Raw genomic sequence first — 15877 nt, 5'->3', positions numbered from 1 at the left:
AGACCGGAGAAATTCAGGAATCAGCAGTAGCAAAATCCTGCCTACTGTGGAGCAGACAGTTCCTAGACTGGCGGGTAGCTTGGTCGGCAGAACCGAGGGCCTTCTCTTGCGGGAGCAACTTTCCCAAGCAGTCTCAAAGCTGGGCCTTTCCCTACTGGGCAGCCACCTCAGCCGGATAGACACTCACCTTCTGCCGCCGCTTGCCGTAGCGCTCAAAAGTCACAATGCCGGTGACCACAGAATACAAGGTGTCGTCGCCGCCGATGCGCACGTTCACCCCTGGGTGAAACTTGGTGCCCCGCTGCCTGACCAGAATGTGGCCGGGATGCACCAGCTCGCCCCCATAGCGCTTCACCCCCAGCCGCTTGGCATTGGAATCTCGACCGTTGCGAGTGCTGCCCGTTCCCTTCTTATGAGCCATAACGCCTCCTATGCAACTGCGTGATCAACAGAAACGAGATAAAAAAATCGGGATTCAGGACACCTGAGTTCAGAGCTTATTCCTCCTCCACAGGGATCCCTGTCGCCGCTGCCGAAGGGGCTGCCTCTGGGTTAGACTCTGGAGCCGCTTCCGTACGGGATGGTGCCGTGGCTAGGGGCACCCCATTGAGTTCAATAGACTCGATCAGCAGACGGGTCAGCGGTTGCCGATGACCCCTCTTTTTGCGGGTCTTTTTCTTTGGCCTCATCTTGTAGACGATGATTTTATCGCCGCGCCGATGCTGTAAAACCCGTGCCCTGACGACCGCCTCCGAAACGTAGGGATGCCCCAACGTGATTTGTCCCTCGTGGTTGATCAACAGCACACGAGACAAATCGAAGGGGCTGTTCTCCTCCACTTCCGCCAGGCGATCGACCTCGTAAAAACGCCCCGGCTCCACCCAAAGCTGCTTACCGCCGGTTTCCACAATTGCGTAAGTCATCTTTCTCCCTGCCGTACAGGTGCCCTGCGGGGGTCTTGAAACCTGATCCGAGCATTGACAGCGATTTTAGATCGTAGCCGAAAAAGCCGCCGTCCGTCAGCTGGGTTTGGTCGAGGACTGGCTTGCAACAGTTCCGGTCGAGCAGTGGGACGGACTCCCCAAGCACCTCATGCTGTTGCCCCCCAGCCCCTTTCCCAGAGGAAGAGGGGAGTTGGGAAGCAGTTGGGAAGCAAATGTGCAGCATCTGAGGCGACCGCAGGCCAGAGGTTGCAGAGTCATTCTTTGCTATTCGGTCAGCTTCTCCCAAGCAGCCTGAAGGGCAGCCTGCATGCGCTGAGCGGCGCGGCTGAGGCGATGTTGCCAGGTTTCCCACTTGTGTTGCAGAAACTCTGCCGCCTCGTCCAGTAGGGAGAGATCGAACTTGCCCCCTTTGGCCAGCTCGTCCCGCACCTGCTTCACCTTAACGCGCACCACCTCCGGCGGATCCTGTGGGCCAACCAACGCCTTGAGGCGATCCCCCATGCGCTGGATAAGCTGTTTCACCTGCCGAGATTTTTCGCTCCAAAAGTTCTTTAAGCCTTCCGCTTCCGATTTCAGCCGTTGCGGAGCATTCTCCTTGACCACCACCGCGTCCACATCAATGGCTTCCACGTCCTCAGGCAGGAGAACGGCGCGCCCCCCCCAAGGCTCGGCAATGCTGCCACCCAGAATATAAGCGGCAATCGCTCCAGTCTCCCAGTCAAAGAGAAAATCCTCAATCCAGCCGCCCTCTCGATTCCCAATGCGCACTGTGCGACGGTAAAGAGAGCTGATGGGGGTTAGGGGGTATCAAAAACGGTAGAGTAGGTCAGCAGCGCGTCTGGCCCGATGAGAGAAATCTGCTCCAGGGGGGTGTACCCCTGCTGGCTGGTGAAGTAGCATACCCGCCCTGTTGGGTCAACCCAGATTTCTTCTACGGTACCCAATGCGGTAGCAGTGCTGCCATCGAGGGCCAGCAGGCCCACCACTTGGCTACGTCGGATGATCTGTTCCATAGGGTTCATCGAGTTATCTCCTTGATGGGTTAGCTGGGCAGCCTCAAAATCCGCGGTAGTGGCGCAGTTGCCCCCTGAGCCGGGCAATTTCCTGAGCCATGTCCAAGACCATCGCTGCCCCCGTCCAGTTAAGCCCCAAGTCTCGGTGTAGGCGGCTCATTTGCAACAACCGCCTGAGCTGTTGGGGGGTCAGGTAGCTGCTCTCGGCCTCCACTAAGCCTTGGGCCAGCAGCCATTCCAGCAGGTGGGGAGGGATCCCCAGCAGTTCCGTGGCCTGCTCAAAGGTATAGAGCCGTTCTTCTACCCGCACAATGGCCAAACTCATAGACTCACCTCCTGCAAGTGGGCGCGGGGATCCCAGCTACGGCTTTGGCGCAGCTTTTCGTAGAGATCCCGCTCGGTCTGGGAAAGGGATTTGGGTGCCACCACCTTCAGCCGCACCAGCAGGTCGCTCCGCTGGCCTTGGGGATCCCGCCAGCCTTGGCCCCGCAGCCGCAGGGTTTGGCCGCTGTCTACCCCGGCAGGGATCCTCAGTTGCACGCGACCCGTAGGGGTGGGAACTTCCGCCGTCCCTCCCAAAGCCGCCTCGTCAGGAGTAATGGGCAGCTCGCAGAGCAGGTTGTCTCCGTCAAAGCGGAAGAAGGGATGGGGGGGCAGCTCCAGGGTGAGGTAGAGATCCCCTCTTGGCCCGCCAAAGGGGCTGACCTGGCCTTTGCCCTTGACGCGGATGCGACTGCCCGGCTTAGCGCCGGGGGGAATGCGGATAGTTAGCGTTTCTCCATCTAGGTTCAGCCGTTTCTGGGTGCCGTGGAAAGCTTCTGCCCAACTGAGACCCAGGGTGCCCTCCACATCCTGCCCCGGCAAATCCACCGAAACAAACGGCCCAAAGCCGCCGGCGAAGCCCTGGAACCCGCTGCGGCGGGAGCCCATACGGCCCAGCAGCTCGTTGATAAACTCCTCGAAGCTGGCGTATTGGGCGAAGCCCTCCATGCCCGGCATTCCAGCAGCAGAACCAGTACCCACCCGCTGCCAGTACTGCCCAAACTGGTCGTAGCGCCGCCGCTTCTCTGGATCAGAGAGCACCTCGTAGGCTTCGTTGATCTCCTTGAAGCGCTCCTCTGCCGCCTTATTCCCAGGGTTGACATCGGGGTGATACTGGCGGGCCAGCTTGCGATAGACGCGCTTGATTTCCTCGGCAGAGGCATCTCTGCTGACGCCCAGGATCTTGTAGTAATCCTTGAAGTCACTCGCAGCCATAGGCTCACCCCTGCAAGGTTAGGGTTTTTCGAGCTATTTCCAGAATACAAAGTTGCAGTTGGCGAATTAGAGCAGATCCAAAAGAGGTAGAGGCAGAAGGGCGAGATGGCGCTTTACTGTGCTCTCACTACTTCGGAAACTTTTTGGGCTAGGGCTTGCGTTTGGAGAAGATCCCTTTCTCATCTCGTGTGAAAATTTGCTTGACCTTTTCCCAAGCTTTGAGGAGTGCATGGGTGGAGTTATTGCTCTCTTGTTTGGCTTGGTTGTAGGCTTCCACAAAGGTTTGCTGCGCTTCTTCCGAGAGGTCAGCGCGGATTTCCGGCGAGATGCTCTCTGGGGTTAAGTCTCCCTCTGGCTCACCGGGCAAGTTCAAGTCGGCAATGGAAACTTCCTCTCCGCCAGCACTCTGCAGCAGCCAGTAAATTTCGCCCGACTTCTCTTCCGGTACTTGCACCACCAACAAGAACTCGCCCGCCTGTACCCGGGTTTGGTAGATGGCGGCTTTCTCCTGCGGCATACCCAAGGCAATCAGGGCGGATCCCAGGCCCGCTCCCAGTGCTCCGTACAAAGCGCCGCCCGTTGCCCCCAACAAAGCGGCTCCCAGAGGCCCAGCGGCCACCACTGCCCCCAAAAAGGGAATGAACAGCACCCCCACGCCAGTGAGCAGCCCCAGCAGGGATCCGAACAGGGATCCATAGATGGCCCCATTGGTCAGACCGTCCAGAACCACCTCTTTGCGGGTGATAAACCCGGTAATTTTGGCTTCGGTTTGAAAGTTGCGGCCAATAATGGAGATGCGATCGTTGGGAATGCCACGGTTCAAAAGCCGCTGGATACACTCTTGCAGCTTGCCCTCTTCTTTGAAAGCGGCGGAAACACACTTTTTGGGAGCTTGGGCAAAAGCGCTCATACGCAATCTCCTGCTGAGTTTTACAGTGCCAAGGCAGGTTTTTTAACCTTTTCCCTGCTACTACTCTCGTCTTACTACTCTCGTCTATTGTCTCCCCTCTTCAGCAAAGGACTCGGTCGCAGAATCGCGAACCCCCTGGAGAAATCTCCGTACTGAGGATGCCAACTCTACCCTTACCCCCAGCCTCCTTCCAGGAGAGGGGAGTTGGGATTCAACGCATGCTACTTGCTGCCGGAATGACTGGGGGGTTTGGAGGAGCTACAGCGAGCGGATCCCGGCCATCAAGCCCTGGCAGACCCCCGTCAGGAAGTCTTGATCTAGGGTTTCGAGGGTGTCGCTTGGCTTGTGGTAGTGAGGGTTGCGCAAGAAGGCGGTGTCGGTAACCATAACGGCGGCGTAGCCCGCATCCCAAAAGGGGGAGTGGTCGCTCAGGCGAGTGGCAGGCAGGATTAGGCCCCGCTGCCCGGCCAACAACCAACAGCAAGGGATCCCCGCTTTTTGAAAATCACGCTGCAGCTTGAGCAGATCCCCCCAGGTGGGCCAGTTGCCAATAAGGCCAATGTAATCTCCCCGGTTGGGGTAAAGCTTCTCAAGGCCGGCGGGATAGTCCTGGGATCCGGGGGTGGGATCCCGGTAGCCCAGCATTTCCAAAGACAGCATCAGCCGTAGGGATTGCCTCTGACGTTGAAGAAACTGGGCGTAAGCCCCACTGCCCACCATCCCCCGCTCCTCCAGGTCAAAAGCCACCAGCCACAGGGGGGAAGGGGCAGGGTTGGCGGCAAAATGGCGGGCCAATTCCAGCAACACCGCTATGCCGCTGGCGTTGTCGTCTGCTCCAGGGGTTGCCGGGGCAGCGTCAAAGTGGGCTCCGATGAGGATGGGTTGGCGGCCAGAACGGGATCCCGGCAATTTCAAGATCCAGTTGCGGTGCAGGCGGCCACCGGCCTCAAAGGGGAAGGACTCCAGGGATCCCCACTTAGAAAGCTGCTCTTGGATGTAGCGCTCCACCTGCTGATGGCCCAAGGGCGACCAGTCGGGATCCCGGGGCTGGGCCACTTGCTGCAGATGAGCCTCTAGGCGCTGCCGCAGGTCTTGGAGATCTGACGCCATCATGAGCTTCCCACTCCAGACCGGGCAACTTGAGCATGGATCTGTCGGGCCAACTCCAGGGTGAAGTAGCGGTGGGATCCCACCGTTCCCGCCAACACCCAAAACGGATCCTCAGGCTCCCCCAGGTGATCCAGCACCAGAGCCGCCCCGGAAAAATCCTGATCCCGAGTATAGTCGTTTACCGTCACCACAGTGGGAATACCGGCCTGCTGGGCCGAGCGCAGCCCATTCTCCGAGTCTTCAAAGGCCAGGCAGGCCTGGGGGGGCAGCCCCATCTGTTCCAGGGTGTAGAAGTAGATGTCGGGGGCGGGCTTTTTGGCGGGGACAATATCGCCGGCAGCGATCACTTCAAACCAGCTTAGGCTCTCCGGCAGTGTGTGCTCCAAAAGGGCTGTTACATTTTCCGGCGTGGTGGTGGTGGCAATGGCCAAGCGGATCCCAGCAGCTCTGGCCTCCTGCAGGAGGCGCTTCACCCCTGGGCGGAGTGGGATCCCCCCTTGGGCCAATAGGGCAGTGTAGTGGCGGGTTTTGGCCTGGTGCAACCGGGCAATCAGAGCCACCAGATCTTCCCCAGGGAGCAGCGGCGGCTGAATGGTGTCGATAAAGTGGCGAATGCGCTCTTTACCTCCCGTAATGGCCAAGAGCTGGCCGTACAGCTCCACCGACCAGTGCCAGTCCAGCCCTGCCTCGGCAAAGGCAGCGTTAAAGGCCACGCGATGACCATCCCGCTCCGTGTCCGCCAGCGTGCCGTCCACATCGAAGATCAAAGCTTGGAGTGTCATGTGTACCCCCACCCGCCTACAAGCGACTCTATGCTACTGCATGGCTTGGGTGCCCCTAGCCAGGTTTCTGGGAAGGCCAACAAGGTGAGAAAATGAGGCACTGGTTATCCAATCTCGCCATGAGCTTCGATTTTGACTTGATCATCATCGGTGCCGGCGTCGGCGGTCACGGCGCTGCTTTGCATGCTGTCGAATCCGGCCTGAAAACCGCCATCGTCGAAGGTGCAGAAATGGGCGGCACCTGCATCAACCGCGGCTGCATCCCCTCCAAGGCTCTGCTGGCCGCCTCAGGACGCCTGCGGGAACTGCAACACAGCTCTGAGCTGGGCATCCAAGTGGGATCCGTCCAGGCTGACCGGGGAGCGATTGCCGCCCATGCTGCCCAAGTGGTGGAGAAGATCCGCGCCGACATGACTCGCTCGCTGGAGAAGCTGGGGGTAACAATCCTGAGAGGGCGAGGCAAGTTGGTGGCACCCCAGCAGGTGGAAGTCCAGGAAGAGAAGGGATCCTATACCTACACGGCGCAGGATGTTATTCTTGCTACGGGCTCCCGCCCCTTTGTGCCCCCTGGCATCGAGGTGGATGGGCGGACGGTGTTCACCAGCGACGAGGCGGTGCGGCTGGAGTGGATCCCGGAGCGCCTAGCGATTATCGGCAGTGGCTACATTGGCCAGGAGTTTGCCGACATCTACACTGCCTTGGGATCCCAGGTCATCCTCATCGAAGCCCTGGAGACCCTGATGCCGGCCTTTGACCCCGATATTGCCCGCCTGGCCCAGCGGGTGCTGATTAAGCCCAGGCAAATCCAGACCTACGTGGGGATCACGGCCAAGCAGGTGATCCCTGGCCAGCCAGTAACGATTCACCTCTCCAACGGCGAGACGCTGCAGGTGGATGGCTGCTTGGTGGCTGCCGGTCGGATCCCGGTCTCAGAGGGGCTGGGCTTGGCCGAGCTGGGCATCGACACCGGCAAACGGGGGTTCATCCCCGTCGATAGCCGCATGGCCACCGATTTGCCTCACCTCTGGGCCATTGGGGATGTGACAGGCAAAATGATGTTGGCTCACGCGGCGGCAGCTCAGGGGAGAGTGGCCGTGGAAAACATCTGTGGCCGTACTGCCTACATGGACTACCTCAGCATCCCGGCCGCGGTGTTCACCCACCCGGAAATGGGTTTTGTGGGGCTGACCGAACCTCAGGCCAAGGAGGAAGGCTACAGCGTGGGCACGGTGCGCACCTACTTTGGCGGCAACTCCAAGGCCATTGCTTCGGGAGAGACAGAGGGCATGGTCAAGCTGGTCTTTGACAAGAGCACCGGCCTACTGCTGGGATCCCATATCTTCGGGCCCCATGCGGCGGATTTGATTCACGAGGCAGCTCAGGCCATTGCTCGCCGGGCCACGGTGCGAGAACTGGCCGGCTTGGTGCACGTTCACCCCACCTTGGCAGAGACGCTGGAGGAAGCCTACAAGCGGGCAACTCACGCTCTGGCAGGGGCTTAGCCAACGGCTCGGCAGAGGGTCGCCTGCCTCACTCGGTTTTGTGAGGACTCCGTCCCGCCCGCTCTGCCTCCGGCGGGGTTTACAACCAGGCTGTGAAGGGCCAGGTTCTCAGACGGGCAACCCAGCAAGATCTCCCGGCTCAAAGCGTCAAGAAGACCTTAGGATGGGGGGGAACGCGTGGGAGGAAGTGCTTTTGGTGAGCGAAGCCGAGATTACCCGGGCGGTGCAGGCCCAGTACGAGACTTTCCCCTATCCTCCTATTCCTTACGACCGACCCTTTGAGGGCTTCTCCAGTCTGGGCAGCTATACCTTGGCGCAGTACGCCCGCACCCGTAGGCTGCAAGAGCCCGCAGGAGCCAGGTTTTTGGTGGCAGGGTGTGGCACCGGCTGGGAAGTGCATGGCATTGCCGCCAGCAACCCCGGCTATGGTTCGGTGGTCGGGATTGACATCAGTCGCCCAGCCCTGGAGATGGCCCAGAAGCGAATTAAGCACCACGGCCTGCGCAACTGTTCGGTGCAGTACGGGGATCTGCTGGATCCCTCTACTTGGCCCGAAGGCATCTTCGACATGATCAGCTCCTACGGCGTGATTCACCACACTGCAGATCCGGTGAAGGCTTTGAGCAATCTGGCATCGCGGTTGGCTCCCGATGGGGTGATGGCGCTGATGCTCTACAACCGTTCAGGCCGTTGGCATCTGTACCGCATTCGGCGAGCCTTGGAGTTGTTGGGCATCACCCCACCTGCAACCCCAGAAAAGATCGAATTTGTGCGGCAACTGCTGAAGGGAGCCAGCCCCAATTCCCTTTTGGCCAAGCACGCCAAGGCTCACCAAGAATACTATGGACAAGATGAAAACATTGTCGATAATTTCTTCCATGCCAATGATATTCCTTTCGACATCGGCGAGATTCCCGACTTGCTTGCCCAAGCCGGGCTGGAGTTTATCGATGTAGCCCCCTACTTGGACTATTGGAACGCCAGGCCGTTGATTGCCGCCACCCACCTGGAGTTCCACCGCCGCTACGAGGCCCTCGCTCGCATCGACCAACTGCGGGTCATCGAGTATCTGGAGCCCCTATATCACACGCAAAATCTCTTCTGGTGTTGCCATCAAGGGAAAAAGGTGGACCACTGGGATCCCTTTACAGTCGAATTTTTTAAGAGCTCCCGCTGGCAGCTCAACCCCTTGTTCGTCCGCTATGGCAGCGTGCGCTACTGGGATCAAAAAATCCCCTTTTCAGATCTGTTGGGCAAGCTGGATCCGGCCCAGATCCTGACCCAGAAGATGGATATTTTCTGGCCTATCGCCCGGATCCCGGGCAAGATGATAGCCTCTACCCGCTACCAGGTGGTGGAGCTGCTGCTGCCCCTGGCCAATCAAGCCCGTTCTGGCGCTGAGATCCTGGCTGCCCACGAAGAGAGACCCGACCACCTTCTCAACCTCTTCAGACAGTGGGAAGCAGACCGGTTAGTTCTGCGGGTTGCCTAGCTTCTGGTTATTCCAAACAGTCCAAATCACCAGGGTCAAAGTCTGTTCCATGCTAAGGTTGTATCATGCATGACCGAGGACGGTGCTTCTCCCCAGGCATGTTTGCGCCGGCGGTGCGGAGCACCTCTACTGGGACATCTTCGCCACAGCTTTCCCTGTGAATAGAGCTGGCAAATCTGGATCCCGATCAACATCCCTGACAACCCCAACGCCAGAGCTGGTAGGAGGCAAGGATGGCTGACTACAATCGCGGCATTATGAAGTTCAAGGGGGCAGATAGCCCAATTGTCGTTTTGATCTCGGCAGGAATTGTGGCCGGTGTGGTTTCGGCCCTGATCTGGTGGGCTTTGCACTTTGCTTACGCAGCTTGAGTCTCAGCCCATATCAGAAGCCGAGGTCAGTTTTTCCTACATTGCCAGCCTTCCGAGCAAAGGAGGGGAGTGGGACGAGGCTTCTTTGCAACGCTTGCGGCAGTCTCTTCAGCGTTGGTACCGTGAACACGGGCGGGATCTGCCCTGGCGCCGCACCCGGGATCCTTACGCCATTTGGGTTTCGGAAGTGATGTTACAGCAAACCCAGGTGGCAACAGTTATCCCCTACTTTCAGCGCTGGATGCAAACCCTGCCCGGGATCCCAGCATTGGCGGCAGCCCCCCAGCAGCAGGTGCTGAAACTGTGGGAGGGCCTGGGCTACTACCGGCGGGCCCTGAACTTGCACAAAGCCGCCCAAATCCTGGTGCGGGAACGGAACGGCGAGTTCCCCAGGGATTTGGAGCAGGTGCTGGCTCTGCCGGGGATCGGGCGCACCACAGCCGGCGGCATTCTCAGCGCTGCCTTCGATCAGCCTTTGCCCATTTTGGATGGCAACGTCAAGCGGGTGCTGGCTCGCTTGGTGGCTTTGCAGCAGCCTCCGTCCCAGTGTCTGTCCCTGCTGTGGCAGCTTTCCCAGCAATTGTTGGATCCCGTGCAGCCGCGGGCTTTTAACCAAGCCCTGATGGATTTGGGGGCTACCGTCTGTCGTCCCAAAAAGCCTCACTGTGGCCAGTGCCCTTGGCAAGCGGATTGCAGCGCCTACAATCGAGGTCAACACCAACAATTGCCTATGTCTGCACCCCGTGCCTCCCGTCCTCATAAGCAAATCGCGGTTGCCATTGTTCTGCGGGGGAAAGAAATCCTTATCGATCGACGGTTGGAAAGCTCGATGCTCAGTGGGCTGTGGGAGTTTCCCGGAGGGAAAATCGAGCCGGGAGAAACGGCTGCCGAGTGTGTAGTGCGGGAGGTGAAGGAAGAAATCGGCATCGATATCGAGGTGGTCGCACCGCTGGCCACCATCGAACATGCCTACACCCATTTCACCGTTACTCTTATTGCTTTTATCTGCCGCTACCTGGGCGGAGAAGCCCAAGCCCTGCAATGTAGCGAGGTGCGCTGGGTCAGCCCGGCGGAGCTGTCGGAATTTCCCTTCCCAGGGGCCAATCAAAAGTTGTTTCCCCACTTGTATGCTTGGCTGGCAGAGCATGGCAACCCATGATGAACCCACCCAATCCGCCAAATGGCTTAGACCCTTCTGGAACGTTTGCCCCAAGACATTCGATAGGATAGTAGATGTCCTGCTGCCGTGAGCTACGGATATGCTTGTCACTCTGGAAAAAGCTGGGGAGATTCTGGCTAAGGGATCCCACACAGCCATCACAACCACAGATGGCAAGATCGCGCTGGTGCCCAAGGGAAAAGAAACCCTCAAACTGACGGCCAACGAAGCCATTAACCTAATGTTTTACGTCGTCCGCTCCGCTGAACCGGCAGAGACGGTGATGGCCCAACTGGAGGAGGCAGTTGCCAAAGCTCAAGCCCCCGATCCAGCCGAGGAACGGGCCAGAAAATATCGAGAACTTCGTGGCGTCTAAAGGGGTGGCATTCGTGCCGGGTGGAGCCTTTCGCCAACTGGAGAGAGACTCCAAAACAAAGATTAAAAGCAGGAGGAGCTGAGGGCGACAAACTTCCCATCGGTGGTCCACCCCAGCAACATTGGCTCCTGCGGTTGAATGGCCCGTCCGGTGAGAGCACAGCATTGGGCTTGGTGGGCCGTGGCCGGGAAGCTGGCCCGAATATCCTCAGGACTGAGGGTGGCAGCCCCTTGGGAGTGGCGTAGGACATAACTCCAAAGAATTTCCCGTATGAGGGCCTGGTAACCCTGATTTCCGGCCAACGCCTTCAGTCGCTGCTTCAGCTCACGTTCCAGCCGAATGCTGGTCACTTCCATCTGGGTCGTGGGAATGGGGGAATTGGCGCGAATGGGCATGCAGGGATCCTCCCTCGAAAAGCCTATACTACTCCTGTAGCATAGCTGGCTTACCGCCTGAGCGGGGATCCCGGCCTGGGTGAGATGGCTCAGGTCAAAATGGTTGCAAGCTGTGCAGTTCTGACCGCTAAGGCAACGTCAGCACCTGAGTGTATGGTTGAGTTGATCCCGCCCCGTCGCCGTGCCTTGGAGCATTTGCTGGCCCGCCTTGGATTCAGGGATCCGGCTTTGCTGGAGCAGCTGCGCTGGGATCTGCTGGATCAGGCCTTGATTCACCCTTCTCTGGATGGCCAGCGGAACAACGATCGGCTGGAGTTGTTGGGGGATTCTGTCCTGCGAATTTTGGTTACGGAATTCTTGTTTCAGTCCTATCCCCATCTGTCGGTGGGAGAGCTGACCGCGATTCGCTCCGACCTGACCAGCGATGCTTACCTGGCAGAACTGGCGGATCTGCACGGCTTGGATCGCTACCTCGAGGTGGGATCCAGCTCTCAAAACGACTTGGCCGGACGGGGTCGGCGGCTGGCGGATGCTTTCGAGGCTCTGCTTGGGGCTTTTTATCTCAGTTGGGGTATTTACACGCTGCCCAGGCTGCATCCCTGGCTGGATCCCTATCTACACCGGCGAGTGGAGCAATGGTTCCAAGACCCCACTCGGCGCAACCCCAAAGCAGCCTTGCAAGAACTGACCCAACGCCTTTGGGGTAGCCTGCCCGAATACCGCCTGGTGGCCGCCCAGGAGCATCCCCCTCATTTCACCATGGAAGTCTGGGGGCAAGGGCGGTGCTGGGGCCGCGGTGAAGGTCGCTCAAAAAAGGCTGCGGAAATGGCCGCCGCTGCTCAAGCCTACGAACACTTGCAGTCGGAGAAGACATGAGAGGCAACCACCGCTACGAGTTGGCCAGTTGGTTGTTTTTGCTGGGGAGCAGCCTGTTTGCGGCGAGCGAGGTGATGACCTTGGGTAGCGACCCCCCTCCGTGGGATCCCGCAGCTCCAACCCTTCTCAATCTCAAGGTTGTCCAAACCCTGCTGGGGATAGGAGCCAGCCTCCTGTTCGTCGTAGGTAGTGCTCTGTTCATCCTCGATGCCCGTCACCGCTGAGATGTGCACCCTACCCAAAACCACAGCAGCCCTTCTCCGAGAGCAACAGAGGCGAATCAGATGAGAAGCTTGCTAATAAGGACTTCTTCCGGCTACGGGATCCGCAGGCGAGAGACTTTCTTTCTGTGGCAACCCTTCCGGCTCGTTTGACGAGTCATTCGGACGAGAGGAAAAAGATGGCTCCGGGCTGCTCGCGTCGGCAGGATCCATCCCCGGCAAAGCCAAAGAACCAGCAGCCTCGGTGGCCCGAGCATACAGCCTGGCTCGAACCTCTGCCTCCTGCTTGGGCTTCAGATAGAGGTTCTCCAGCAGCACCGCCATACCCGCCACCCACGGGGGGGCGATCACCGCCCCAACAATACCCAACAACTGGGTGCCCCCCAGCACCGCCAGCAACTGATACAAGGGCTTCACCCGCACCGAGGATCCCACCAACAGAGGATCCAACACATAGGTTTCCAGGTTTTGAACGGCAACGTATAGGATCAGCACCCACAAAAAAGTCCAGCCCCCCTGAACGATTGCCACCACCAAGGCGGGCAGGGATCCCAGTACCGGCCCAATGAAGGGGATAAGGTTGGTAAACCCGGCGATCACCCCCAGCGCCAGAGCGAACTCCGACAGGCCGAGAAAGCGAAGCGAGACGGTGATCATCACGCCCAAAATGGCAGAGACCAGCACCCGCCCCTGGATGTAGCCCCCCATGCGCTGAGCCATCGGGTGTACCTGCTCAGCAAGCCGCTCATTCCAGGGATAGGGAAACAACTCCACCAAGCCCCGCACCAAGTCAGAGCCGCTCACCAGCATGTAGCCGGAAATGAAGAGGGTCAGCACCATGGTCAGCAGACCGCCCAGCAAACCGCGGGTGAAGTCGAAAGACTGCACCAGCACCCGTTGTCCCGAGCGAACTGCCCAGCTCATCAACGACTGAGGATCGAGCAACTGGTTTAAGTAGTCCAGCGCCGCCGGATCCACCCCCGCCAGATCAGCAATCCAGGTGTCCACCAGCAGTTGTAGTCGCTCCAGATAGAAGGGCAACCTCGCTAGCAACCGCTGGGTCTGAGTTACCACCGTTGGGCCAATGAGCAGAGCCAAGCCGGCAATCCCGGCAATTAAGCTCAAATACACCAGCACAACCCCCAGCCAGCGGGGGATGCGTAATCGCTCGGCCAGATCCACCAGGGGAGCCAGCGCTGCCGCCACCACCACCGCGATCATCACCGTCAGCACCAAGCTGCGCAGTTGCCACAGCAGCAACAACAGCATCCCTGTGGCCACCACCAGGGCTACGGAGGATACGGAGATGGTCAATTGTCTTCGGCTCATCATCTGGCTGGGTTCTCTTCAGGGGGCTAGGTAACAGATGGCTCTACCATCCTGGCTTGCCCTAGCTGGACTTGCCAAACGCTCTTGGGCAAAGACCCTAGACCCAGAACTTCCCTGCCCAGTCGGCCAGACCAAAGATCCGCAGCAAAAACCCAGCCAGAATTGCAGCTACCGTAGCAGTTCCATCCGTACCGCTTCTGCATATTCCAGCAGCTCCGGGGATCCCGTGCCGGAAGCCCGCCACAACATCAAAGCGCTACCCAAATCGGAAGCGGCACCAGCCCTATCCTCTCCCTGGTAAGCGCGCGCCATACCCCGGTAGTAGTACACATCACCTTGGTAAGGCTGCAACTCAAGAGCTCGGCTGAAATCTTGAACGGCCAAATTGAAGTCGCAGATGCTGGCCCACATCAGGCCGCGATGGACATAGGCCTCGAAAAGATCGGCAGCACTTTGATTTTGCTTGGCCAGCTCAATCGCCAGATGCGACACATCAAATGCCGATTCCAGATGGCCTTGTTCGGCCCAGATGCGAGAGCGGATCAAGTGCAGTTGCGGGTTGTGATAGGCAATCCGATCCAGGGGAGACAAGCTCGCCAGAGCCTGCTCAGGTTCTTGCAAACGCTCGTGTTGGATTTTGGCCTTGAGCAAATAGGCTTCAGCCAGATAGGGATCCAAAGCAATGGCAATATCCAGATCCCGCAGAGCAGAGCGCATCAAGCGAGCAATGGCAGAAGCATGCTCAGGCTGCGGTAAAGCAGCAGGATCTTCTTGAGACTGACGCCAGAAGTATTGCGCCCGTTGCAGATAAAGTTGCGCATTTCCCGGCTCCTGTTGGATGGACTGGGTTAGCCGCGCCAGCTCATTGGGAAGATCCGCCGGAGCAGAGGATTGAGAGAGAGTGGGATTCTGACGCCGAGGCCGTGCCGGCACGGCAAGGCTTGGGTTGGAACGGCCAACAACCCCGGCGGGCTGGGGATCTGCCTGTTGCGCAAGCCATTGATAGACCTGCTGCTGGTGAGCGAGAGAGCGCTGCTCAAGCTGTTGTACCCGTTCTTGCAGTTGGGCTTGCCGCCTGAGCCAAGATTCAGAACCTGCTTCATCTTCAAACAAGGTCTGGGATGAGGGCAGGGAGTGCTCCCAAGCTTGTAGAGAAACCTCAGTGACAGGACTCTGGCTCTTACGAGATGAGGTCAACCAGCCACATTCGCCAATCAAAAACGGCAAAGACAGCAAACCCAACAGCGCCGAGCCGGAGAACAAAAGACTGGGCTTAAGCATGGATCCCACCCCTTGAAATAGCTTAGAAGTAAAGAGTTGCCTCTAAACTAGTTCGCCGCAGCCGCAGTGTCCAGAGTTTCGGCGATGCTTGCCCTGAGCCAAAACTCAGAAACTCTCCCCTAGGGGATTCTGCCACCCGCCAGATCCACCAACTCCACGCGGCGATTCTTCGCCCGGCCTTCCTCAGTGGTGTTGCTGGCCACAGGAGCAGAGAACCCCACACCAACCGGATAGAGTCGACGTTGCTCGATACCCAGCTGAACCAACCGGTTGACAACCGCCTCGGCCCGGCGCCGCGAGAGACCTAGGTTGTAGTCGAAGCTACCGGTTGCATCGGTATGACCGACCACGAGGATGCTGAGGTTGGTGCGCTCGCGCATCAGCTTGGCGATCTCGGCAAGGGTGGGCTCGGCAGCCGCTTCGATTTGATCCGAGTCATAGGCAAAGAGAATGCCGTAGAGAGCGATCCGGCCATCGCGGCTGATGGCTTGATCGATCTCGCTGCTTGTAATGCTTTCAACCAGTTCCAGGCGTTGCTGGCGGGGCTTGACATCGACGACATCCACTCGCCCCAGAGTAATCCCGGTCGGGATCGGTCCACTGCCGCGGGTGACCTCCCAGTCATCGGTATTGACCACAAAGTAGGCGCTCACGAATCGCTCATCGCCTTCGGGGGACTTGCCACGTGCGGCTAAATAGGCAGCAGTGTTTTCTCTGGCGTTTTGAAACGGCCACTGGGCCCGTTCTTCCGGCGTGCTGTAGGTGCCCTTCATATTGAGGATCTCGTGAGCAATCTGGTTGTTGTAGCCGAGGGTCTCAATCTCCTCCCCCAACCCGGAGAAGAGGATCTCAAAGCCGG

General features: G+C 58.8%; 20 protein-coding genes. 7 read left to right on the top strand and 13 right to left on the bottom strand.

The window, feature by feature from the left end:
- Positions 1–151 precede the first annotated feature (151 nt).
- From rpmA to NW838_RS09140, 9 genes are all read right to left on the bottom strand, one after another.
- Positions 152–421, bottom strand: a complete 270-nt coding sequence (rpmA, locus tag NW838_RS09180; protein ID WP_414355621.1) for a 50S ribosomal protein L27 — start codon at positions 419–421, stop codon at positions 152–154.
- A gap of 76 nt (positions 422–497) precedes the next feature.
- Positions 498–923 (bottom strand): 50S ribosomal protein L21, encoded by a 426-nt coding sequence (gene rplU / locus NW838_RS09175; RefSeq protein WP_414355622.1) that lies wholly within the window; start codon positions 921–923, stop codon positions 498–500.
- 285 nt (positions 924–1208) lie between these two features.
- Positions 1209–1712 (bottom strand): hypothetical protein, encoded by a 504-nt coding sequence (locus tag NW838_RS09170; protein ID WP_414427907.1) that lies wholly within the window; start codon positions 1710–1712, stop codon positions 1209–1211.
- A 29-nt stretch (positions 1713–1741) separates the two neighbouring features.
- Positions 1742–1966, bottom strand: coding sequence for a hypothetical protein (locus NW838_RS09165; protein ID WP_414427906.1), 225 nt, complete (start codon positions 1964–1966; stop codon positions 1742–1744).
- A gap of 34 nt (positions 1967–2000) precedes the next feature.
- The gene (locus tag NW838_RS09160) at positions 2001–2282 is read right to left on the bottom strand and encodes a chaperone modulator CbpM (RefSeq protein ID WP_011432385.1); all 282 of its coding nucleotides are present in this window, start codon (positions 2280–2282) and stop codon (positions 2001–2003) included.
- On the bottom strand, positions 2279–3214 hold the full coding sequence (locus NW838_RS09155) for a DnaJ C-terminal domain-containing protein (RefSeq protein ID WP_011432386.1): 936 nt from the start codon (positions 3212–3214) through the stop codon (positions 2279–2281). The genes NW838_RS09160 and NW838_RS09155 overlap by 4 nt, the downstream gene beginning before the upstream one ends.
- Before the next feature lie 148 nt (positions 3215–3362).
- Entirely contained in the window at positions 3363–4124 is a 762-nt protein-coding gene (locus NW838_RS09150) for a ChaB family protein (RefSeq protein ID WP_414355624.1), read from the bottom strand.
- A gap of 258 nt (positions 4125–4382) precedes the next feature.
- The gene (locus NW838_RS09145; RefSeq protein WP_414355625.1) at positions 4383–5237 is read right to left on the bottom strand and encodes a M28 family peptidase; all 855 of its coding nucleotides are present in this window, start codon (positions 5235–5237) and stop codon (positions 4383–4385) included.
- Positions 5234–6016, bottom strand: a complete 783-nt coding sequence (locus NW838_RS09140; RefSeq protein ID WP_414355626.1) for an HAD family hydrolase — start codon at positions 6014–6016, stop codon at positions 5234–5236. Before NW838_RS09140 ends, NW838_RS09145 begins: the two co-directional genes overlap by 4 nt.
- A gap of 119 nt (positions 6017–6135) precedes the next feature.
- Here NW838_RS09140 and lpdA point away from each other — a divergent pair, with 119 nt between their 5' ends.
- The 5 genes from lpdA to NW838_RS09115 all read left to right on the top strand — a co-directional run bounded on the left by lpdA (position 6136) and on the right by NW838_RS09115 (position 10916).
- Positions 6136–7518: a dihydrolipoyl dehydrogenase gene (gene lpdA / locus NW838_RS09135; RefSeq protein WP_414355641.1), complete on the top strand. Its 1383-nt coding sequence runs from the start codon at positions 6136–6138 to the stop codon at positions 7516–7518.
- Positions 7519–7681: 163 nt separating this feature from the next.
- On the top strand, positions 7682–9010 hold the full coding sequence (locus NW838_RS09130) for a class I SAM-dependent methyltransferase (protein ID WP_414427905.1): 1329 nt from the start codon (positions 7682–7684) through the stop codon (positions 9008–9010).
- A 233-nt stretch (positions 9011–9243) separates the two neighbouring features.
- Positions 9244–9381, top strand: coding sequence for a hypothetical protein (locus NW838_RS09125; RefSeq protein ID WP_011432392.1), 138 nt, complete (start codon positions 9244–9246; stop codon positions 9379–9381).
- Positions 9382–9466: 85 nt separating this feature from the next.
- Positions 9467–10540, top strand: a complete 1074-nt coding sequence (mutY, locus tag NW838_RS09120; RefSeq protein ID WP_414355642.1) for an A/G-specific adenine glycosylase — start codon at positions 9467–9469, stop codon at positions 10538–10540.
- Between the two features lie 100 nt (positions 10541–10640).
- Positions 10641–10916, top strand: coding sequence for a hypothetical protein (locus tag NW838_RS09115; RefSeq protein ID WP_099812344.1), 276 nt, complete (start codon positions 10641–10643; stop codon positions 10914–10916).
- Positions 10917–10978: 62 nt separating this feature from the next.
- Here the strand turns inward: NW838_RS09115 and NW838_RS09110 are convergent, their stop codons facing one another.
- Positions 10979–11311 (bottom strand): hypothetical protein, encoded by a 333-nt coding sequence (locus tag NW838_RS09110; RefSeq protein ID WP_011432395.1) that lies wholly within the window; start codon positions 11309–11311, stop codon positions 10979–10981.
- A 153-nt stretch (positions 11312–11464) separates the two neighbouring features.
- Here NW838_RS09110 and rnc point away from each other — a divergent pair, with 153 nt between their 5' ends.
- A complete protein-coding gene (gene rnc, locus NW838_RS09105; protein WP_414427904.1) occupies positions 11465–12187 on the top strand; it encodes a ribonuclease III in 723 nt (240 codons plus the stop codon).
- Entirely contained in the window at positions 12184–12411 is a 228-nt protein-coding gene (locus tag NW838_RS09100) for a hypothetical protein (RefSeq protein WP_414355629.1), read from the top strand. Before rnc ends, NW838_RS09100 begins: the two co-directional genes overlap by 4 nt.
- 72 nt (positions 12412–12483) lie before the next feature.
- Here the strand turns inward: NW838_RS09100 and NW838_RS09095 are convergent, their stop codons facing one another.
- From NW838_RS09095 to NW838_RS09085, 3 genes are all read right to left on the bottom strand, one after another.
- Positions 12484–13740 (bottom strand): AI-2E family transporter, encoded by a 1257-nt coding sequence (locus NW838_RS09095; protein WP_414427903.1) that lies wholly within the window; start codon positions 13738–13740, stop codon positions 12484–12486.
- A gap of 165 nt (positions 13741–13905) precedes the next feature.
- Positions 13906–15018: a hypothetical protein gene (locus tag NW838_RS09090; protein ID WP_414355631.1), complete on the bottom strand. Its 1113-nt coding sequence runs from the start codon at positions 15016–15018 to the stop codon at positions 13906–13908.
- A gap of 119 nt (positions 15019–15137) precedes the next feature.
- Positions 15138–15877: OmpA family protein (locus tag NW838_RS09085; RefSeq protein ID WP_414427902.1), on the bottom strand; the 740-nt coding region annotated here is incomplete at its 5' end.

This window comes from Synechococcus sp. R55.2 (assembly GCF_047462075.1).
Lineage (GTDB): Bacteria > Cyanobacteriota > Cyanobacteriia > Thermostichales > Thermostichaceae > Thermostichus.
Note: the sequence above shows the minus strand (reverse complement) of the source record. Positions and strands in the feature narration are given on the sequence as shown.